The 20,935-nt window shown below is 45.1% G+C and carries 20 protein-coding genes; 11 read left to right on the top strand and 9 right to left on the bottom strand.

Annotation, left to right across the window (positions count from 1 at the left end; genetic code table 11):
* Positions 1-123 precede the first annotated feature (123 nt).
* The 5 genes from AC1DP6_RS20510 to AC1DP6_RS20490 form a co-directional block, all read right to left on the bottom strand.
* The gene (locus tag AC1DP6_RS20510) at positions 124-933 is read right to left on the bottom strand and encodes an ABC transporter ATP-binding protein (RefSeq protein WP_477056493.1); all 810 of its coding nucleotides are present in this window, start codon (positions 931-933) and stop codon (positions 124-126) included.
* Positions 933-1,709: an ABC transporter permease gene (locus AC1DP6_RS20505; protein WP_477023476.1), complete on the bottom strand. Its 777-nt coding sequence runs from the start codon at positions 1,707-1,709 to the stop codon at positions 933-935. Before AC1DP6_RS20505 ends, AC1DP6_RS20510 begins: the two co-directional genes overlap by 1 nt.
* 85 nt (positions 1,710-1,794) lie before the next feature.
* Complete coding sequence (locus AC1DP6_RS20500; RefSeq protein WP_477056492.1) at positions 1,795-3,561, bottom strand: OmpA family protein; 1,767 nt, start codon at positions 3,559-3,561, stop codon at positions 1,795-1,797.
* A gap of 31 nt (positions 3,562-3,592) precedes the next feature.
* On the bottom strand, positions 3,593-4,582 hold the full coding sequence (locus AC1DP6_RS20495; RefSeq protein ID WP_441576422.1) for a hypothetical protein: 990 nt from the start codon (positions 4,580-4,582) through the stop codon (positions 3,593-3,595).
* A gap of 4 nt (positions 4,583-4,586) precedes the next feature.
* Positions 4,587-5,267 carry a hypothetical protein gene (locus tag AC1DP6_RS20490; protein WP_477056491.1) on the bottom strand — a complete coding sequence of 227 codons (681 nt, stop codon included), beginning with the start codon at positions 5,265-5,267 and terminating at the stop codon, positions 4,587-4,589.
* A gap of 358 nt (positions 5,268-5,625) precedes the next feature.
* Here AC1DP6_RS20490 and gldA point away from each other — a divergent pair, with 358 nt between their 5' ends.
* The 8 genes from gldA (at position 5,626) to AC1DP6_RS20450 (ending at position 12,677) form a co-directional block, all read left to right on the top strand.
* Positions 5,626-6,543 carry a gliding motility-associated ABC transporter ATP-binding subunit GldA gene (gene gldA, locus AC1DP6_RS20485; RefSeq protein WP_477056490.1) on the top strand — a complete coding sequence of 306 codons (918 nt, stop codon included), beginning with the start codon at positions 5,626-5,628 and terminating at the stop codon, positions 6,541-6,543.
* Positions 6,544-6,687: 144 nt separating this feature from the next.
* Positions 6,688-7,977 carry a phosphopyruvate hydratase gene (eno, locus tag AC1DP6_RS20480; RefSeq protein WP_133807419.1) on the top strand — a complete coding sequence of 430 codons (1,290 nt, stop codon included), beginning with the start codon at positions 6,688-6,690 and terminating at the stop codon, positions 7,975-7,977.
* A gap of 96 nt (positions 7,978-8,073) precedes the next feature.
* A complete protein-coding gene (locus AC1DP6_RS20475; RefSeq protein WP_477056489.1) occupies positions 8,074-8,388 on the top strand; it encodes an FtsB family cell division protein in 315 nt (104 codons plus the stop codon).
* Between the two features lie 107 nt (positions 8,389-8,495).
* Positions 8,496-8,714: a hypothetical protein gene (locus AC1DP6_RS20470; RefSeq protein WP_331969349.1), complete on the top strand. Its 219-nt coding sequence runs from the start codon at positions 8,496-8,498 to the stop codon at positions 8,712-8,714.
* 40 nt (positions 8,715-8,754) lie between these two features.
* Complete coding sequence (gene nth / locus AC1DP6_RS20465) at positions 8,755-9,402, top strand: endonuclease III (RefSeq protein WP_441576417.1); 648 nt, start codon at positions 8,755-8,757, stop codon at positions 9,400-9,402.
* A gap of 2 nt (positions 9,403-9,404) precedes the next feature.
* Complete coding sequence (locus tag AC1DP6_RS20460; protein ID WP_477056488.1) at positions 9,405-10,133, top strand: YqjF family protein; 729 nt, start codon at positions 9,405-9,407, stop codon at positions 10,131-10,133.
* 103 nt (positions 10,134-10,236) lie between these two features.
* On the top strand, positions 10,237-11,466 hold the full coding sequence (locus AC1DP6_RS20455) for a nucleoside permease (RefSeq protein ID WP_477056487.1): 1,230 nt from the start codon (positions 10,237-10,239) through the stop codon (positions 11,464-11,466).
* A 20-nt stretch (positions 11,467-11,486) separates the two neighbouring features.
* The gene (locus AC1DP6_RS20450) at positions 11,487-12,677 is read left to right on the top strand and encodes a Gfo/Idh/MocA family protein (RefSeq protein WP_477056486.1); all 1,191 of its coding nucleotides are present in this window, start codon (positions 11,487-11,489) and stop codon (positions 12,675-12,677) included.
* A 92-nt stretch (positions 12,678-12,769) separates the two neighbouring features.
* On the opposite strand, the gene AC1DP6_RS20445 is transcribed toward AC1DP6_RS20450, so the two are convergent.
* Together AC1DP6_RS20445 and AC1DP6_RS20440 are read right to left on the bottom strand one after the other, a co-directional pair.
* Entirely contained in the window at positions 12,770-13,360 is a 591-nt protein-coding gene (locus AC1DP6_RS20445) for a DUF6134 family protein (RefSeq protein ID WP_477056485.1), read from the bottom strand.
* 135 nt (positions 13,361-13,495) lie between these two features.
* Entirely contained in the window at positions 13,496-15,346 is a 1,851-nt protein-coding gene (locus AC1DP6_RS20440; protein ID WP_441576412.1) for a 2-oxoacid:acceptor oxidoreductase subunit alpha, read from the bottom strand.
* Between the two features lie 281 nt (positions 15,347-15,627).
* On the opposite strand from AC1DP6_RS20440, the gene AC1DP6_RS20435 reads away from it, so the two are divergent.
* From AC1DP6_RS20435 to AC1DP6_RS20425, 3 genes are all read left to right on the top strand, one after another.
* Positions 15,628-16,374 carry a Bax inhibitor-1/YccA family protein gene (locus tag AC1DP6_RS20435; RefSeq protein WP_477056484.1) on the top strand — a complete coding sequence of 249 codons (747 nt, stop codon included), beginning with the start codon at positions 15,628-15,630 and terminating at the stop codon, positions 16,372-16,374.
* A 258-nt stretch (positions 16,375-16,632) separates the two neighbouring features.
* Complete coding sequence (locus tag AC1DP6_RS20430) at positions 16,633-16,950, top strand: carboxypeptidase-like regulatory domain-containing protein (protein ID WP_441576410.1); 318 nt, start codon at positions 16,633-16,635, stop codon at positions 16,948-16,950.
* 207 nt (positions 16,951-17,157) lie between these two features.
* Positions 17,158-17,904, top strand: a complete 747-nt coding sequence (locus tag AC1DP6_RS20425) for a head GIN domain-containing protein (protein WP_477056483.1) — start codon at positions 17,158-17,160, stop codon at positions 17,902-17,904.
* A 107-nt stretch (positions 17,905-18,011) separates the two neighbouring features.
* Here AC1DP6_RS20425 and AC1DP6_RS20420 read toward each other — a convergent pair whose 3' ends face one another.
* Entirely contained in the window at positions 18,012-19,448 is a 1,437-nt protein-coding gene (locus tag AC1DP6_RS20420; protein WP_477056482.1) for a 2'-5' RNA ligase family protein, read from the bottom strand.
* A 9-nt stretch (positions 19,449-19,457) separates the two neighbouring features.
* On the bottom strand, positions 19,458-20,726 hold the full coding sequence (gene kynU, locus AC1DP6_RS20415; protein ID WP_477056481.1) for a kynureninase: 1,269 nt from the start codon (positions 20,724-20,726) through the stop codon (positions 19,458-19,460).
* Positions 20,727-20,935: the final 209 nt, after the last annotated feature.

Raw genomic sequence — 20,935 nt, 5'->3', positions numbered from 1 at the left:
GCCCTTTTTCCCTCCATCAGTTTTAACAGTTTTTAATATATACCATAGGAAAAAGATTTGGGGAGATGGATACCGCTGTGGCAGTATCCATCTCCCCAAAAAAATTAAAAAACTATTGGTAAGCTACAGCTGTTTTTTAATAGTGCTGATAAGCTCCTGGAATCCGGGTTCCTTACGGATTTCAGGCTGCCAGGCGAATCCCATTTTGCACAGGTCATATTCCTGTATAATGGTAGCCCCTTCTTTATTTTCTTCTTTTCCCAATACCCAAACGGTATCGGAAATAGCGGCCGCATTTTCAATATCATGGCTCACAATGATCAGGGTGTTTTCTTCATGCAGTGTTGATACTTTTATCAACAGTTGAATCACCTTATCTATCATGAGAACGTCCAATCCGGAAAAGGGTTCATCCAGTAAAATGAACTTGTTGCCGGTAAGTACTTGTTGAATGATACTAACACGTTGACGTTGTCCACCACTGATTTGCGCCGGGTATTTGTTCAGGTGCTCTGTCAGTTGAAAGGTAGCCGCATAATCTTCAATGATGTGTTTTTTCTCGTCTTCTGTCAGCTTCACGGCAGCATTATCCAGTCCTATCTTAAGGTTACGATAAATAGTACGGTGGTTAAAGAGGATATAATTCTGCGGTACAATGCCCACCTCTCCTGCTTTCACCGGGTGTTGGTCCGTATCTATTTTCACCACTCCTTCTGTGGGCTGAATCAGTCCTGACAGGGTTTTGAACAACTGAGTTTTACCAATGCCACTGCGTCCAATCAATGAAACCACCTGTCCCTGTTGTACATCAGGACGGTGAATATCATGGATACAGAAATTAATATCGCGGAGAATGGTTTTCTCACCGTATTTCAGCGTAATGTGTTCCGCACACAGCAACGGCGCATGTTTCGTATATACGTTGGTGTTCATCAGCGGGTCGTGAGTTTAGTGTAAGGAAATAACCACTCCCGGAATTTGCCGAGAATATAGTCAAAGAAGATGCCCAGCAGAAAGATGATCACCAGGGTACCGAATACCACATCCAGCTGTACATACTTATTAGCGCGGATCAGCATTACACCAAGTCCCCCTTCACTCATGCTCAGTCCTTCTACGGAGGTGATCATGAGCCAGGCAATGGCAAAGTTCTGCCGCATTACTTCAAAAACCTGGTCCAGTCGTCCTACGATAATTACTTCCCACAGGGTTTTCCAGCTGTTCATACGCAGTGTGGTACACAGCTCAAATTCCTGTTTATTAATGCCATCGATTACAGACAACAGCGAGGTAACAAAGAACGGAACGATACCAAAAATCAGCAGACTGAGTTTCAGTTCGTGCCCATCCTGTGTCCACAGGGTGAAGAGAAACGTTAAGCCGGTAAGGGTGAGGTAACGGCACTTGATTACAAAACGTGCAATCGGATTAAAAAACGGAACAATAGAAAGATAGCTGATCACCAGGGCGATGACAATAGAAATAAACATGCCTTTGATGGTCAGTACCAGGCTACTGAAAAGGTTGTCGATGAAAGACGGATCCTGCACTATCTTACCCAGTGTTTGCAATACTTTTACCGGAGTCGGAATTAAACCACCTCCACTCAGCTGCCAGCATACCAATGCTATTATAGCCTCAGCAATCACCAGCGACAACATCGCACGGCGGTTGAGTATACGCAGTGGTTCAAAAAAAGATTTTATCACGTCTAAAGTTATTGAGTCAATGTGTAAATGGGTCGGAGAGAAAATTGTCTGAACAGCGCTGATTCACCATTCAGACAATTTCATATTATTGACCTAATACGATCTGTACGCGGCGGTTTTTCGCGCGACCATCATTGGTAGTATTATCTGCGATAGGCTTGGTATCACCATAACCTTTTGATTCGATACGTGCTTCTGGTAAGCCTTTATCCAGCAGGTATTTCCTTACGGATTCAGCACGTTCGTTGGATAATTTTTCGTTGGCAGTTGGATTACCTACATTATCGGTATGGCCATACACACCTACTTTCAAACCTTCCGCTACCACAGCGCTCTTCAGGATTTCATCCAGTACGGCGTGAGAAGCAGCTTTGATCACAGAACTACCAGTTTCAAACTGTATCTGGTATGATTTGGAAGATACTTCTGAAGTGATGCTCTCCGCATATTTTTCCTTGATAGCAGCACCTTCCAGTAACTCAGGGTGGTTAGCCACCACAGAGGCCAGGAAGGACTTATCTACTACCTGGGTATATACCGGATAGGTAGGCATAATTTCAGGATACATCCTGGTCAGGATTTCACCGAAAGTAGTGTACACTATTTTGTAACGGTCAATGGCATCTTTACCCATACCAAAGGTGTTGGCAGCATCTGTCAGGTTAAATGCCATAGATCCTCCCAAAGGAATATTCAGGCCCTGCGCATCTTTCTCCTCCACACCATTGTAGTATTTCAGCCAGTAAGCACCATTCTGCTCGTTGTACACTTTCGCAGATACATCACCTGCAAAGGCTTTTGCTTCGTTGTAAGAACGAACCTGGTCGCCGGCCTGAGCCAGCGCAATGATCAGGTTTTCGATATCTGTACGGTGATCGTAAGCAAATTTCTTAATGGTAATGGTGATGTTCGGCATCTGTGAAGAGTATTCTTTGGTAGATGCAATATTCACCAGACCACCTTTCTTCTGTGCAATATTCACGTCACCAGGAGTCCAGGTAGCCACACCATCCACACCAACAGTAGTGTCTTTGCTGGTTTTCTTACCATCGATCACCAGTTTGCGGGTTTCTTTGTAACCTGCGATGTATTTCGCACCGGCATCCAGAAAGTCGTTGGCAGCAATGATGTTGATCGCATTGCGGTCATAAGAAGTTTCGTCCGGATTTACAGGGATGCCGTTATCACCAGCCCATTTCAGCATGATGTTGATATCACCATCACGCAGTACGCCAGCAACAGTTTTACCCATGGCACTTTTAGGATCTTTTTTCCATTCTACAGGCCCCATCAGTTTATCTTCACCATAGCTTTTACCCATGGTATAGAAAGCGATAGGCTGGTAGTCAGCACCCAGTGGTTCCAGTTCCTTTGCCAGTGCGGCAAAGAAGGCCGGCATACCATCTCCCATGAAGGAAGCAAATACCCCTGCGGTGTTAGGATTTTTTTTATAGTCCTGTGCAAACTTTACCATGTCTGCCAGTGATTTATTACAGTCGTCCTGGCGTACCAGTTGCAACTGCAGTTTTGCTTTATCTATCAGTGAACCTTTGGTGGTATTTACACCACCGTTGGCGTACATCAGCGCGAACTGAGAGTTCCACGCCATTACGCGCCAGGATATTTTAGTACCGCCATTTAATGCTTCTGTACTTTCCGGTAAAGGCAATTTCACGGCATTACCACCCAGGGAAGCTTCTGCCGCATCCGGCAAGGCTACTTTCCCAATTTCGGTAGCTGCTTTAGCTTCCTGTGGGCGTTTATCCCACCATAACACTTTTCCTGCATAGATGGCACCTAACAGCAGTACGATGCCAAAAACCTTTCCACCGGGTTTTACTTTCACGGCCATAGTTGTAATATTTGTTGATTAAAGGTTATTGTTAACTTAACAGATCGTTGTAGTTGTCAGTACGAACAGTACCCGGTTGATGGGGTTCACGGGAAGGCTCCCACTTCTGTACATCCAGTTTATATGTTTTATCGGGGTCGTAAGACTCTAGCATTTTCAGTCCCTGCAGCTCATAGGTGGCATTATCCAGGTCTATAGAGCGCATGAAGTCTGTAGAATAGTTGATGGCTTTTTTCATGCTGGCCAGTTTGGTCGCAATATCCTCTTTCAGGAATTCCATAGACTGCTCTACCATCAGTTTTTTCTCCGGATCTCCGTTGAAAATTTTGAGTGCAGATGATAACGCTTTGTTACCGGAGGTGACAGACTTGTAAAGGTCTTTTTTCAGTTCCAGTTCATTGCGGGCATCTTCAATCATGTAACCACTGTTTTTATGCACTTTGGTGAGGTAGTCACCAATGCGGGCGAGGTTATCACGTATAGGCGTGAGCTGTGCGATGTATTCTTTCACACGGGCAATCTGCCTGGTAGCGTTACCCAGTTCCGGCAACATGTTATTATTTTGGGCGGCTTTGGCGCGGCTCAGGAGCTGCGTCATTTCCTTTTCCTTTTCACTGATTTTGAGGTCGATCTTTTCCTTCTGTGCGTCTACATCAACGGATTGAGCGTACAGCTTTTCACGCTGTTCTTCCATGTCGCCGATATAATCTTCTGCAATGAGGAAGGGGTCGAGTTCAATCACCAGTCCTACGAGTTTCTTCATGAGCCACTCATACAGGTAAAACAGGCTAAGGCGAAGTTTACGATGTGTGATACAGTACAGGAATACGCCAAGGCACACCAGTGCAATACCGAAGTTGAGTGTGTTCCAGACAACGGCGGTGAGGATGGGGATTACATAATACCCGATAGCTACCAGGAGTCCTAATCCGATCAGGAGTCCAAATTTACCGCCCGGTCTGTTCCAGTAAGATTTCAGTTTCTGCCCCGATTCAGCGGCAGGAAAGATTTGCGTTTCCATAGCGTTAAAGCGATGTTTCTATTTTTTGAATGTCTGTGTTTATTTTTCTAACCATAGCCTCACAAGCCACCTGGTAACCCTGGCGGTTCGCTACTATTTTCTCTTCCTGTTCTGCCATTTGCGCCCTGAGCTGTTCTGACTTAGCCTGTGCTTCGGTGATTTCTTTGGTAAGTTGCTGGATCAGAGCGGCGTTATCGGCCATTTTCTTTTCCATGTCCTTCAGCTGTTGATGACGACCATCTACTTCCGTAGCGGCTTTGTCGCTGGCAGCTTTTTCAAATTCAGCCTTATCTTGTTCAATGATTTGTTTGTACTGGGCAGCGCTTTCAATCAGCCTGTTTTTGGTGAGGCCCTGAATGCTGAGTGTAGCATACACGGCTGCCATACGGGCGTTTTCGTCCTTTACATGCGCTTCCAGTGTGTCCATCATTTTCCAGAACTCGTAATAATCAGGTCCGGGAAAGTTGCTTTTTTCAAACAGCGCACTGAAATGCTGCTCAAACTTGTCCATATCTGCGGCAGACAGGGCAACAGGTCCTGGTGGCCGGGCTGGCGCAGATCCTGAAGGATTACTAAGCGGGAATTTTTGCGACAGGGAAGGCTGTTCCGGCCTCCTGACATCGCTGTTTTCGTCGGGTTCAAATTCCACAAAAAGGCCCATTGCTTTTTTTAGAAAGTTTGACATCAAGTATTGGGTTGAAGCATGAAAGTGATTTTATATGTAGTGCTTTGCCTGTATAGGTTATATAACGTATAGGTATCAGGTTAAATGCAAGTTATATGCCAATGTCAGTGCAGGTATTTCTGTTCACATATATGTGCTAGTTAATTTGGCTATAAATATATATATATTTAAGAGAAGTAGTACCATATTAGTGTAAAAGCGTACCGGAAGGCTTTAAAACCGTTCCGGATCCGGTAAAAAACGTACTACCGGGCTGTATTTTTACCACGAAAAGTCCACTCAATCCCCTGCTGGCGGCAGCGTTATAGTTTATCCTCTTTTTATAGTACATTAGTTCCCGCAAAACGTGCAAGCATACATGTCTATCCAGGTATCAGAACTCAGTAAAGTATATGGCGAACAGCGGGCGGTAGATGGGATCTCCTTTGAACTCAAAAAGGGCGAAATCACTGGTTTTCTGGGGCCTAACGGCGCCGGAAAATCCACCACCATGAAAATGATTACCGGTTTTTTACCGCCTACCAGCGGAAAGGCCAGTGTATGTGGTTTTGACATTGTCACCCAGTCGCTGGAAGTACGCAAAAGAGTGGGATACCTGCCGGAATCGAATCCTTTGTATTACGATATGTATATCCGGGAGTTCCTGGAGTTCGTAGCTGGTATTCATCAGTTGGGAAAGGCAGGAGCAGAAAGGATTACAACGGTTATGCAGCTCACCGGGCTGCAACCGGAGCGTCACAAAAAGATTGGCGCATTGTCTAACGGGTACAAACAACGGGTGGGATTGGCGCAGGCCTTACTACATGACCCGGAAGTGCTGATCCTGGACGAGCCCACCACGGGCCTGGATCCAAATCAGCTGGCGGATATCCGGCAATTGATCAAAGAACTGGGTGCCAACAAAACGGTGATCCTTTCCACGCATATTATGCAGGAAGTAGCGGCACTTTGTGACCGGGTAATCATCATCAACAAAGGAAAAATCGTAGCAGACGATAAATTATCCATCTTACAGCAAAACAATACGGCCAACGGTTATTTACAGGTTACCTTTGCGGAACCTGTTACGGAAACCGAGTTGCTGACCATCGGCGGAATCACACGCGTGGTGGCCCGGGAAGACCATAGCTGGCAATTATTTACCAGCCAGGTAGACGAAGTGAGAAAAAACCTGTTACAATTTGCTTTGATTAATAACAGGAACATACTTTCTTTGCAGAGCAATTCACAAAGCCTGGAAACAATTTTCCGGGAAATGACGAAAAGCTCTGATTAGCTGTTAGCCTTTAGCTGTTAGCTTTTAGCAAATGCAGCGAAGACTACCATATGTTAATCTTCGCTGCATTTGCTAAAAGCTAACAGCTAAAGGCTAACAGCTAACTCGCTATATAAATCGCTAACAATAATAACTTTTCGAATTATGAGTACTATTTCAGAAATCCATGCCAGGCAGATTCTCGACAGCCGTGGTAATCCTACGATTGAGGTTGATGTAACCACAGAAGACGGCCATTTTGGTCGTGCAGCCGTTCCATCCGGTGCTTCCACAGGTAAGCACGAAGCGGTAGAACTGCGTGATAATGATAAAAGTGTTTACATGGGCAAAGGCGTRCTGCAGGCCGTTAATAACGTAAATGACATCATTGCTGAAGAGCTGATAGGCTGGGAAGTTACAGACCAGGCCGGCATCGATAAATTCCTGATTCAACTCGATGGTACTCCAAATAAAGCCAAACTGGGCGCTAACGCTACCCTGGCAGTGAGCATGGCGGTAGCTAAAGCTGCTGCTGAAGAAAGCAACCAACCACTTTACCGTTACCTCGGTGGTGTAAACGCTTTCACCTTGCCTATTCCTTTGATGAACATCATCAATGGTGGTGCGCACGCGGATAATAAAATTGACTTCCAGGAATTCATGATCGTACCGGTAGGTGCTCCTTCTTTCTCTGAAGGTCTGCGCTGGGGCGTGGAAATATTCCACCACCTGAAATCCGTACTGAAAAAGAAAGGTTACAGCACCAACGTAGGTGATGAAGGTGGCTTTGCTCCTGAAATCCAGAGCAACGAAGAAGCTATCGAAACGGTACTGGAAGCTATCAAAGCAGCTGGTTACGAACCAGGTACCCAGGTAGCTATTGCCCTGGATGCTGCCAGCAGCGAAATGTATGATGATGCTACCAAGAGCTACAAATTCTATAAGAGCTCCCAAAAAGTAATCAGCAGCGATGAAATGGTCGCTTTCTGGACTGATTGGGCTAACAGATATCCTATCGTGTCTATCGAAGACGGTATGGCTGAAGATGATTGGGATGGCTGGAAAAAACTGACCGAATCTATCGGTAACCGCGTTCAGCTGGTAGGTGACGATTTATTCGTAACCAATGTACTGCGTCTGAAAGAAGGTATCGACAAAGGTATCGCTAACAGCATTCTGGTAAAAGTAAACCAGATCGGTACTGTAACAGAAACAATTGATGCCGTAAACATGGCACACAAAGCTGGTTATACTTCCATCATGAGCCACCGTTCCGGCGAAACTGAAGATACTACCATCGCTGACCTCGCAGTAGCACTGAATTGCGGGCAGATCAAAACCGGTTCTGCTTCCCGTACTGACCGTATGGCGAAATACAACCAGTTACTCCGTATCGAAGAAGCATTGGGTGAAGTAGCGATTTATCCTACCAACTCTATCAGCGTTAAAAAATAAATTACAAATTACGAATTACAAATTACGAACTATCGGGGATCATTCCTTCCCCGTAATTCGTAATTTGTAATTCGTAATTCTTTAGTAAATTGCCATATGTCCTGGTCTACATCCATCAAAAAAGTACCGAGTTTCCTGAAGAATAAGTTCTTCATGGCCTTCGCTGCCTTTGTAATATGGATCGCCTTCCTGGACAAAACCAACCTGATGTCCCAATATCAGTTCCAGTCGGAAGTAAATAAACTGGAAAGCCAGAAGGAATTCTTTATCCAGGAAATCAAACAAACCAAAGAAGAGCAACAGGAATTGCTTTCCAGCCCCGAAAAACTGGAAAAGTTTGCCCGCGAGAAATATTATATGAAAAAAGATAACGAGGACCTCTTCATTATCACCCCTGCCCCTAAGCCTTAAGCACGCACTGCCCTTGCATTTCTTAAAAATTTATCTTAAATTAACAATAGATTCCGCGCTTATTTCGTTATAAAACAGAACCTATTTTAGTATTAAAATAATAATGCATGAGTAATTTTACACTTTCTGTACTATCAACCCTGTGTCTTGTTACAAAGAGCGACATCAAACATCACCAGGAGGAACTTTCTTTAACCCAGGAAGAGCAGGCTTGTTTTGACAATACCAAAGCTGCCCTTAACACGGTACGCTATGCTCCCCGGGTAGCCACCCTCCAGCTAATCTTTGATTATGCTGCCAACAAACAAACTCAGGAAGAAAAGTAGTAGCTGACCTTACTTTTTTCATTTTTCCTATCTTTATGGCATGACTCAAAAAGAGCGTTATGCATTTGTTCTCAAGTACTTTGAGGAACATGCTCCCAATGCCGAAACGGAACTCATTTACGACAATCCTTACCAATTGCTGGTAGCTGTTATCCTATCTGCTCAATGCACCGATAAACGGGTGAATATGACCACTCCTGCCATCTTTGCACAGTATCCGGATGTATATGCCCTCAGTAAGGCCACCTTTGATGACCTGTTTCCCCTGATCCGAAGTATCAGCTATCCCAACAACAAAACCAAACACCTCATAGGAATGGGACAAATGGTGGTAGAAGACTTCAATGGGGAAATACCTGCTACAGTACCTGAACTGATCAAGCTGCCCGGCGTAGGCCGCAAAACGGCCAATGTGATTACCTCTGTAGTACATCATCAGCCCAATATGGCAGTGGACACCCACGTGTTCAGGGTATCCGCCCGCATTGGCCTTACCACCAATGCCACAACGCCGCTACAAACAGAGCTTCAACTGCTGAAACATATTCCTAAAGAGAAAGTACATATTGCACACCACTGGCTCATTTTACATGGCCGATATATTTGTGTGGCCAGAAGCCCAAAATGCGGTGAATGCGGACTAAGACCGGCGTGTAAGTATTATGCCAAACTTATAAAAGCCAGTTAACTATGCGCCCATTTCTGACTGCTGCCTGGAGAAACTTGCTGATGATCAACTTTGAAGCTGATCCGGCAGTACTCAAAGCATATTTACCTGCACATACAGAACTGGATACCTGGAATAATACCAGCTATGTAAGCCTGGTAGGCTTCCTGTTCCAGGACACACGGGTAAAAGGGCTGAGTTTACCCGGCCACCGTACTTTTGAAGAAGTAAATCTTCGTTTCTATGTCCGCTATAAACAAAACGGAGTATGGAAAAGAGGGGTGGTATTTGTAAAAGAGCTGGTACCCAAACCATTTATTACCTTTGTGGCCAATACTATTTACAAAGAAAAATACGCTACACATGTCATGGAACACAGCTGGGAATACCCGGATGCAGATACGTTGAAAGTAGCGTATAAATGGAAAGTAAATAATGAATGGAATCATTTAACGGCCACTGCATTACAAGCCACACAACCTATCATCACCGGCAGTGAAGAAGAATTTATTACAGAACATTACTGGGGTTATACACGGGTAGATGACCTTACTACCGGCGAATACCAGGTTACCCATCCTCAGTGGCATACACATCCGGTTACCAGTTTCGATTATCATTGCAGTACCCGGGCCCTCTACGGTGCAGATTTTGAAAACATGCTGCAGCAACCTCCCCGCAGCGCCTTGCTGGCGGCAGGTTCCGAGATTTCGGTAATGCCCGGCACAAAGATCAGGACCAGTACTTTGTGAACGCAAAAAGTTTCTTTTGTCCATCATTAATTTAATGGGCAATTCCCAATTTTTATTAACTTAAGCAGTTCATTAAGATTCAATCAATAAAGCATTAGTCGTTATGAAATCAGCTGTTAGGATACAACTATCGTTCATGATGTTCCTCGAATTCTTTATCTGGGGAGCATGGTTTGTGACGTTGGGCACGTTTGTAGCAAATGGGCTGGCCCATGGCGCCAACGAAAAAGTGGGAGAACAAATTGGCTATGCCTTTCTTACACAATCCATCGGTGCGGTGATTGCCCCTTTCATTGTGGGCATTATTGCAGACCGATTTATTTCTGCACAGGTCATTCTGGGTGTAATACACCTGGCAGGTGCGGCAATGCTGTGGATTTGTTCCGGCATGACAACCTACGACACGTTCTATCCCGTATTACTTGTATACATGATCCTTTACATGCCTACCCTGGCACTGGTAAACGCTATCTCCTTCCGACAGATGAATGACCCCAGTAAAGAATTTTCCTTTATTCGTGTATTCGGTACCGTAGGTTGGATCATTGCCGGTTTACTGATTGCATGGTTGCAATGGGAAAAATCCAATACATTAGACCTTACCTTTAAAATGGCCGCAGGTGCTTCTATCCTGTTAGGGCTTTTCAGTTTCACGCTGCCGAAAACACCACCTGCTAAAAAAGGAACAAAGATTTCTATCAACGAAATACTTGGTCTGGATGCTATCCGCATGTTGAAGAACCGCGCCTACCTCCTGTTCTTCCTGGCATCCATTGCTATCTGTATTCCGTTGGCATTTTATTATAATTTCACCAATCTGTTCCTGAATGAAATAGGCATGAATGCCGCTGCTGGTAAACAAACCATGGGACAAATGTCAGAGTTCCTGTTTATGTTGGTAATGCCATTATTCTTTGCACGCTTAGGGGTAAAAAAGATGCTGGCATTAGGTATGCTGGCCTGGGTATTGCGCTACGTGCTGTTCTCTTTCGGTAATGTGGATGGAAACTACTGGATGCTGATTATAGGTATTATTTTACATGGCATCTGTTATGATTTCTTCTTTGTAACCGGACAGATTTATACAGATAAAATTGCAGGGGAAGAATTTAAAAGCTCGGCCCAGGGCTTTGTAACATTAGCGACCTATGGCGTAGGTATGCTCATTGGATTCCTCATTTCCGGGCGCATTGTTGATATTTACCAAACCAGTGAAAAAAGCCACGATTGGCATATCATCTGGCTTATACCTGCTGGTATTGCAGCAGTAGTATTAGTACTGTTTATGTTATTTTTCAGAGATAGCAATAAAGAGAAGGTTCTTAAAAATTAATCATCGGCAAAACGGTTTCTATGGCAAAAATAGCAATGCTTGGCTCAGGCTTTATTGCGCGGTTTTATGCAGATTCATTGCAGGGACAGCGCAGCCGCGATAAAATAGTAAGTGTGTATTCCCGCAGGGAAGAAAGCGCAAAGAAATTTGCGGAAGATTACCAGGTAGCACACCAAACAACAGAGATGGAAGCGGCGGTATCTAATCCGGAGGTGGAGGTAGTATGTATATCGCTGCCCAACAATTTGCATGAGGCAGCGGTGCTGCTTTGCTGCAAACACAAAAAGGCGGTCATCTGTACCAAACCCCTGGGCCGCAATGCAGCAGAAGCAAAGAGAATGCTGGAAGCCGTTGAAAAAGCCGGTATCTTCCATGGTTACCTGGAAGACCTGGTATATACACCCAAATTTCTGAAAGCATTAGAAAGCGTACAGAGTGGCGCGTTAGGCAGGATACTCTGGGCCAAGTCCAGGGAAACGCATCCTGGCCCTCACAGTGAATGGTTTTGGGATAAGGAACAAGCCGGTGGCGGCTGTATCCTTGACCTGGGCTGCCATTGCGTGGAAATTGGCCGCAATTTTATCGGGAAAGATATCAGACCGGTAGAAGTAATGTGCTGGGCAGATACACAGGTAAAGCCGATTGATGCAGAAGACCATGCTATCGGGCTGGTAAAATATGAAAACGGCGCCATCGGTCAGTTTGAAGTGAGCTGGACTTTCCGCGGCGGACTGGATCTGCGTGATGAAGTCATGGGCACAGAAGGAACGATCTGGACCAACAGTTTTTTACGTACCGGCTTTGATATGTTTACCACCGGCAAAGGTGCTGATTATGTAGCTGAAAAAGCAGAGAGCAACACCGGCTGGTTATTTCCGGTAGGCGATGAACTCAATGAACTGGGATATAATCACATGTTCACAGATATGTTCAACGCTATGGAGGGTGGACATGCAGCCAAAGAAACATTCTATGATGGCTATGTGGTAAATGCGATCCTGGATGCCGCTTATAAAAGTGCCGCTACCAGGCAATGGGAGCCGGTACAATTAGACATATGGCGTGGACAGGAAGGTGTTCCCAAAATCAAAACATTAACAGATTATAACGATCAATACTACCTGGTGAAAGAAGAAATGACGCATTTTGGGGCGAGGAAACTGATCCTGAAAGATAAAGTGTCCGGGCAGATTATTGAGCAAACAGTATAGATCTTTTTATGATAAACCAGGTGTGCGAAGATGATAGCATTGTCTGCCGTCTTCGCCCATCGGGGAAATCACCATCATTGGCAGACAAAGTATTAGCTGACCTTCACAAAGAAAGCTTTGCCGAAAGTGTGGTTCACTTCTACCAATACCAATGTACCGTTTTCGTATTTAAACACGTTCTTTTTCCCCTCGGGCAATATTAGCTCATACATTCCTCCTCCGATAGATTTCAGCGGCAGAAACTTGCCCAATGTTTCAGAAAACACACGGGTGATCTGTTTGGGTTCCGCAAAGTAAAGATCTGCCACACATTCTTCTATTTCGGCATTATTGATCACCGATTTTTCCCCGTTCACTGTAATCGTATATTCTTTACCATTACGAGTGGTCGTGGTATTTTTATCTTCCCCGTTTTTACCGGATATACGGGAAGATTTAGAAGAAGAGAGCACATTGTTACTGTATTCATTGGCAATATCGCTGTTAATTTTAGACAGCATCACCTGGATACGCGTTTTGATAATGATACTTTTTACCGGTCCGTTCGTTTTCCTGTTAGCTTCTATTGTACCTACCGCATGGTTTGCGATCCGCACTTCAAAAGTATTAGTTTGGGCATTTGCCTGCAAATACAATACAGCTACTGTTACAACGGTTAGCAATACACGAAAAAGGCTATACATAATAGTAAACTTAAACTAAAAAAATCCTGGCAGAAGTAGCTGTGAATAGTCTGCCGATACAGGAAAATACAAAAAATCCTGTCACAACGGACAGGATTTTTTATTGTGCAATAAAATAATATGTTGTGGAGGAACCTATGCCAGCATTTCTTTGATCTTAGTGATCAATTCACCTTTGGTAATAGGAACACCCATAATCTTATTATAACCCTGTGCATCGATCAGGAATTGATCACGTATAATTTTGATCAGCTGACCATTATTAATTTCCGGGATCAGTACTTTATCGTAGCTGTGGAGTATTTCGCCCAGGTTTTTAGGGAAAGGACGGATATAGCGGATGTGTGCATGCGCTACTTCGTGTCCTTCTGCTATCAGGTCCAGTACGGCACTTTTGATAGCACCATAGGTAGATCCCCAGCCGAGCACGAGCACTTTTCCTTTTTCCGGGCCGAGTTCAATTTTTTGTAGTGGAATATGATCTGCGATCTTATCTACCTTCTCCTGACGGATCTTCACCATCAGCTGGTGGTTTTCCGGGTCGTAGCTTACGTTACCAGTGATGTTTTGCTTTTCCAGACCACCGATGCGGTGTTCCAGGCCGGGTGTACCAGGAACAGCCCAGGGGCGTACCAGGTTTTCATCACGGTGATAAGGCAGGAATTGTTCTTCTCCTTCTTCCAGTCCTTTCTTGAATTTCACTTCAATAGACGGGAGATCAGCAGCTTTAGGGAAGCGCCATGGTTCGGAACCGTTGGCAATGTACCCATCACTGAGGAAAATAACCGGTGTCATATGTTGCACGGAAATGCGGAATGCTTCAAACACCGCCTCAAAGCAATCTGCCGGGGTGGATGCAGAAACGATTGGCATCGGGCACTCTCCATTACGGCCGTAGTACGCCTGTAACAGATCGGATTGTTCTGTTTTGGTAGGTAAGCCGGTAGAAGGACCTCCACGTTGAATATCAACGATTATCAACGGAATTTCCAGCATTACTGCCAGTCCCATAGCTTCGCCTTTTAATGCCATACCCGGGCCGGAAGTGGTGGTAATCCCCATATGTCCACCATAGGAAGCGCCAATAGCAGAGGTAATCCCTGCAATTTCGTCTTCTGCCTGGAAGGTGCGGATGCCAAAATTCTTAAAGCGGCTCAGTTCATGGAGGATATCGGAGGCCGGTGTAATAGGATAAGTTCCCAGGAACAGGGGCAGGTTAGCTTTCTGGGAAGCTGCTACCAGTCCGTATGACAGCGCCGTATTTCCGGTGATACTGCGGTAGGTACCCGGTTCCATGCGGGCTTTTTCCACCCGGTAGCGGGTAGTAAAGGCTTCTACGGTATCGGCAAAGTTGTAGCCGGCATGCAGCACTCTCAGGTTACTTTCCAGGATATCTGGCTTTTTACCAAACTTATCTTTCAGGAATACCTCGGTATTCTCCATGTTACGGTCGTACAGCCAGTAGAGGAATCCCAGTACAAACATATTTTTTGCACGGTCTTTCTCTTTCATACCCATGTTCATGTCCTTGAGCGCTTCGCGCGTCATTTTGGTCACGTCCATGGTATGGAGCTGATAGGGAGCCAGGGAACCATCTTCCAGCGGATTAACGCCTTCCGGATAGTTGGCCAGGCGGAGGTTCTTGGAGTCAAAACCATCGGTATTGGCCAGGATGATCCCTCCTTTCTTAAGTCCTTTCAGGTTAGCTTTCAGCGCAGCAGCGTTCATGGCTACCAGTACATCACAGGCATCACCCGGGGTAAATATTCTGTTAGAAGAGAAATGTAGCTGGAATCCGCTCACGCCGGGCAAGGTACCTATTGGGGCACGTATCTCCGCCGGAAAATCCGGGAATGTGCTGAGGTCATTGCCGAACAAAGCGGTGTTGTTTGAAAACTGGGTACCTGTTAACTGCATCCCGTCTCCACTGTCGCCTGCAAATTTTATCACTACATCCTCCAGCTGTTGAATCGAAGTATTAGGCATCTATTTATTCTTTTAAGGTATTCTTTTTAAAGATGTAAATTTAGGTAATCGGGCGGTAGTATTATGCTACCCGCGAATATTATTCCCGATCCGATCACAAAAGTACACAACTTCAGTAGACTATTACGGTATAAATAGCGTATTCCCATTACTTCTGGTTATGGGTGATAACCGGTAGTTATTGGTTATAGAAATGCTAATTTTGGCAGTGTTTACCGGATTCTAATGTCCTTTTATCAAATCAAATCGTATTTTTAACCCATAAATTTAAACTATACTTTATGGCACTGTTTCAATCGAACAACCCTGTACTGAATCAAGATGTGTACAGTCGTGCAACGCCTGTCCAGGGTGAATCCATGACGATACGTGGCACTGTTAACAAAATGTCTTTCCTGTTTGTGTTATTACTGGCCGCAGCCGTATATAGCTGGGGCTTAATCACCAAAGGAGAAACCGGTCAGGCCGGCTTACTGGCAATAGGTGGCGCTGTCGTTGGCACCATCCTGGCGTTTGTAATGATTTTTAAGAAAGAATGGTCACCATATATCGCTCCCGCCTATGCGCTTGCGGAAGGCTTGTTTCTGGGATGCGTTACTGCTTTATTTAATGCTAAATACCAGGGTATTGCTTTCCAGGCAATAGGTCTGACGCTCGGTACATTCGTGGCCATGCTGGTATTATATCGTACAGGTGTGATACGGGCTACTGCAAAACTCAGGGCGATCATTTTCACGGCGATGCTGGGAATCCTGATCTTTTATCTGGCCACCTTTGTATTAGGTATGTTTCATGTAAGTATGCCTGCATTAGCGCCGGGTAGCCCACTGAGCATTGGTATTTCCCTTTTCATTGTAGCTATTGCTGCATTAAGACTCATTCTGAATTTCGATGAAATCGAAACAGGAGCATCTATGGGCGCACCAAAATATTTTGAATGGTATGCTTCCTTCTCTTTGCTGCTTGCATTGATCTGGTTATATCTTGAAATACTGCGCTTATTAATGAATCTGAATAGCAGAAGATAATAAACGTCTGTATAAATAATTCCCAGCCCTGTCTGTATAGACAGGGCTTTTTTGTTTTATTTCATGTCTTATCAGATTTGTTAATGTCTTCCAAAAGATATGTTAAATGGCAGGTGTTCAAAATATTATGGCATCGTAATTGCAAAATTGTGCTTCAACAACAAAGTTCTTTTACATCTTTAAAAACAGAATAAAACAATGCTAACACCTTTACTTGCCATATAACCTTTATTGTTAAACCATTTAAAATTGTAAGCTATGAAGAAGATAAAAGTAAGCATGTTAGCACTTGCAGCTGTAGCGTTTGGAGCATTCGCATTTAAGGGCGTTGATGGTGGATCCATAGCAGGTAAAGTAACACCGGCAGAAGGAGCCACTGAAGCCTGGGCCATTCAGGGAACAGATACATTAACATCACCTGTTACCGATGGCGCTTTTAGTTTTGAACATGCGAAAGTGGGTGCATATACCGTTATTATAGGGGCGAAGGCGCCTTTTAAGCCTGCAACTGTTACTGATGTAAAGGTGGACGAAGGAAAGTCCACTGATTTGGGAGAAATTAAATTAGCACATTAAATAAGAGCAATAGTTTGTTTTCATAGGGGTTAATCAAAAAGCCGGTTCCGTACGTCTGTACGGCCGGCTTATTTTTTTATACCTGTTTCCGTACGGATGGCCATTCCCGGTCTTCCTCTCTCCTTCTCTTCTCCGGAAAATATTTTTCTGCATAGGGGTATGTTCTTCCATACACGTCATTTCTTAAAGCTCCTTAAAAGTGACGATATGAAAAAGCAATTTATAATTACATACACCAGCTTAAGTATTGGATGGCTGCTTTTGATGATAGCGATCTTCAGCATTATACTTTCCAGCTGTACCAAAGATAATATCAGCGGTTCCGGCCATATAGTGTCTGAAACCCGCAGTATTAGTGCGCTCACGGATGTGGAAGTATTGGGAGATTTTGAGGTACACCTGAAACAGGCTGCGGTGACTGCTTTGGAAATAAAAGCAGAAGATAATATTATAGGCGTGGTAGAAACAGGTGTACGCGGCAATACATTGTATGTGCGTATCCGGGAGCGGACACATATCAAGAATCATCTGCCTATAAAAGTATATGTACAGAGTCCTATTTTTCAACGGCTGCAGTTTGATGGATCAGGTACGGCAGATAATCAGGACACCATACGTAGTTCTCTTTTCAAGTATGAAATTAATGGCAGTGGTAAAGGATGGCTTACATTGACTACTACTAACCTGACTACCACGATTAACGGTTCAGGGGATATGGTACTGAAGGGCAATGCCGATACGCATAACAGCGAAATCAATGGCAGTGGCAGCATAGCTGGTATTGATATGGAAGTACAAAAAGCCAATATCACGATCAGTGGTTCTGGTGAGCAAGAAGCATTTGTGCGTCAGTACCTGGATGTGGATATCAGCGGCAGCGGGGAGGTTCATTACAAAGGTGAGCCTGTAGTAGTAAGTAATATAGTAGGATCCGGCAAAGTGATCAAACAATGAGCGATTAACTTCGTATAACCTACACTGTTATACTGTCTGTGTTTATAAAACGAAAAGGGCCCCCGCATTAGCGGAGGCCTTTTTTTATTTTACAGGAGGGGCTTTTATCAGGCACCACCTAATTTGCATTTCTGCAGCACTTCCCATGATTTACCGTTGTGACGGAGGAAGTAGAGGTTATTTACCTTGAAGGTAGCCTCGTATTCCTTGTTTTCATAGTCGGGCCATGCTTTATTAAACTGATCATCTTCCAGGTCTTTAAAGGCCACGGTAACGTGAGGTGTAAATCCTGTACGAGCCAGCATCGTACTGAAACCAAATTCCTTACGCAGGAAGTTGATCAGTTGACGGTGCATTGCAGACATGGTTTCACTTTTTTCCACGTTGATGAAGAGTACACGGTTTTGTTTGTTCGGGAAAGTACCGAAGCCTTTCAGGGAAACTTCGAAAGGTGCCTGTGTTTTGGCAAAATCCGTCAGTTCATCACAGAAAGCTTTTTCCAATGCCGGATCAGCCGTGAAAGGTACCTGCAGGGTAATATGTGGCAATACTTTCAATGCGTACATAGGACCATATGATTCTGCAAATTCCTGTTTGATTTTTATGATTTCTTTACCTACTTCTGCAGTTGGCAGGAGGGCGATAAAGTAAATTTTGTTATCAGGTTTTGGTTCAAAGCGTTGAGGTCTTCCACCCTGTCTTGGGCTTCCACCACCACGGTAACCACCGCCACCGCCGCCGCGATCGTAACCACCGCCGCCACCGCCACGGTTGTAACCACCGCCGCCACCGCCGCGATCGTAACCGCCGCCGCCACCGCCGCGATTGTATCCACCACCGCCGCCGCTGCCGCCACGATCGTAACCACCGCCGCCACCGCCGCGATTGTATCCACCACCGCCGCCGCTACCGCCGCGATCGTAACCACCACCACCGCCGCTTCCGCCGCGATCATAGCCACCACCACCGCCACTGCCGCCACGGTTGTATCCACCACCGCCGCTGCCGCCGCGATCGTATCCACCACCGCCACTGCCGCCACGATCGTAACCACCACCGCCGCTACCGCCGCGATTATAGCCACCACCGCCGCCACCGCGGTCGTATCCACCACCGCTGCCGCCACCATAGCCGCCGCCACCGCGATTGTAGCCACCACCGCCGCTGCCGCCGCGATCATAACCACTACCACCGCCGCCGCTATAGCCGCCACCTGCGCCATCACGGTTGTAGCCACCGCTACCACCATCACGGTTGTAGCCGCCGCCACCGCCATCACGGTTGTAACCACCACTTCCGCCTTCACGGTTGTAGCCGCCACCAGTGCCGCCATCACGATTGTAGTCTGTGCGCGGACGATATCCGCCTTCTCGATTGTAACCAGGGCGCCCCTCAGAGCTTCCACTGTTGTAGTCGGGTTTGCCGCCTTCCCGCTCGTTATTTACATTGGGTTTGTCATCGCCTTTCTCCTTATTGGGATCATTCTCTTTGTTGGTATCAGAAGAATAAGGCCTGCGGGGGCGTTCGTTTCTCTCAAAAGTCATCTTACTTAATTAAGCGTTTGAAGCAATATTAGCTATGATTTCATAAAAATGAAATACGTCTTGATAGGAGTTATATAAGGGTGCCGGTGATACCCTGATAACTCCAGGCTCTCTCCAGTCAACGATTATTCCGGCATCGGTCATTCGTTGATGTATTTCTTTACCCTTGTCCAGGAACAATAAAGATAATTGAGCGCCTCTTTCATTAATTTTTTCCGGTGTAATAATCTGGAAATCTATGCCTTCTAACTGTCGTAACAGGAATTCAAGATAATTGGTCATTCCTTCACTTTTGATACGCAAAGCGCCGATACCGGCCGCTTCAAATAATTCCAGGGAGGCTTTCAGGCTAACCATATTGAACACCTGAGCGGTGCTTTGTTGCCATCCTTCAGCTTCTTTTTTAGGCACAAACCCTTTYTCCATTTTAAAACGTGCACTCTCTTCATTGCCCCACCAGCCACCTAAACGAAGAAAATCGCGGTTACTGGCATGTTTCTCATGCACAAAAGCGCCTCCTACTGCGCCGGGACCGCCATTCAGGTACTTATAAGAGCACCAAACGGCAAAATCTACTTCCCAATCGTGCAAAGTTACCGGTATATTTCCAGCTACGTGTGCCAGGTCGAAACCTGCGTAAGCGCCTGCCTTATGAGCAGCAACTGTTATAGCGGGTATATCAAAAAACTGTCCGGTATAGTAATTTATACCTCCAAATAAAACTAATGCTAAGCTATCACTTTCTCTGTTAATAATCTCTAAAATATCTTCTAATCTTATCAAATATTCTCCGGGTCGCGGGGAAACTTCTATAATCGCACTTTCAGGATCGTAACCGTGAAACTTAACCTGCGTTTCAACCGCATATTGGTCACTGGGAAAAGCCCCTGCTTCCATTAACACTTTAAATCGCTGTTTGTTTGGCCGGTAAAAACTGAGCATCATCAGATGCAGATTTACCGTAAGCGTATTCATTACTGTCAACTCCTGCTGGCTGGCCCCTAAAATGGCTGTCAACGGTTTACTGCAATATTGTTGATAATATAACCATGGATTCTTAGCCGCCCAATAACCTTCTACCGCACATTGTTGCCAATCCGTCAATTCCTGTTCTATAGCCGCTTTCACGTTCTTTGGCTGTAATCCGAGCGAGTTGCCACATAAATAAATAGCATCCTTTCCGTTACGCTGTGGGAAATAAAACTGGTCTCTGAATTTATTTAATGGATCCTGTTGGTCCCTCTCTTTAGCAAATGCTAACGATGCTACGTACTCCATGGTCTTCCAATCTTGCGCCTTGGTATTATCTTTTAATGGCGATTCCGCTGTTTGTCAAGAATAGCTGAACTTCTTATGTATATCTATCTTCTTTCTACTATTACTATTACAGGCAAATGGCCTAAGTGTTCAAAACAGACTGTCTTTTAATATTTTAGATCTTATTTATCATATGGCATATAAGGCTAAGGCTGTATATGGCATATGGC

This window comes from Chitinophaga sp. 01L420, from assembly GCF_056399985.1.
Note: the sequence above shows the minus strand (reverse complement) of the source record. Positions and strands in the feature narration are given on the sequence as shown.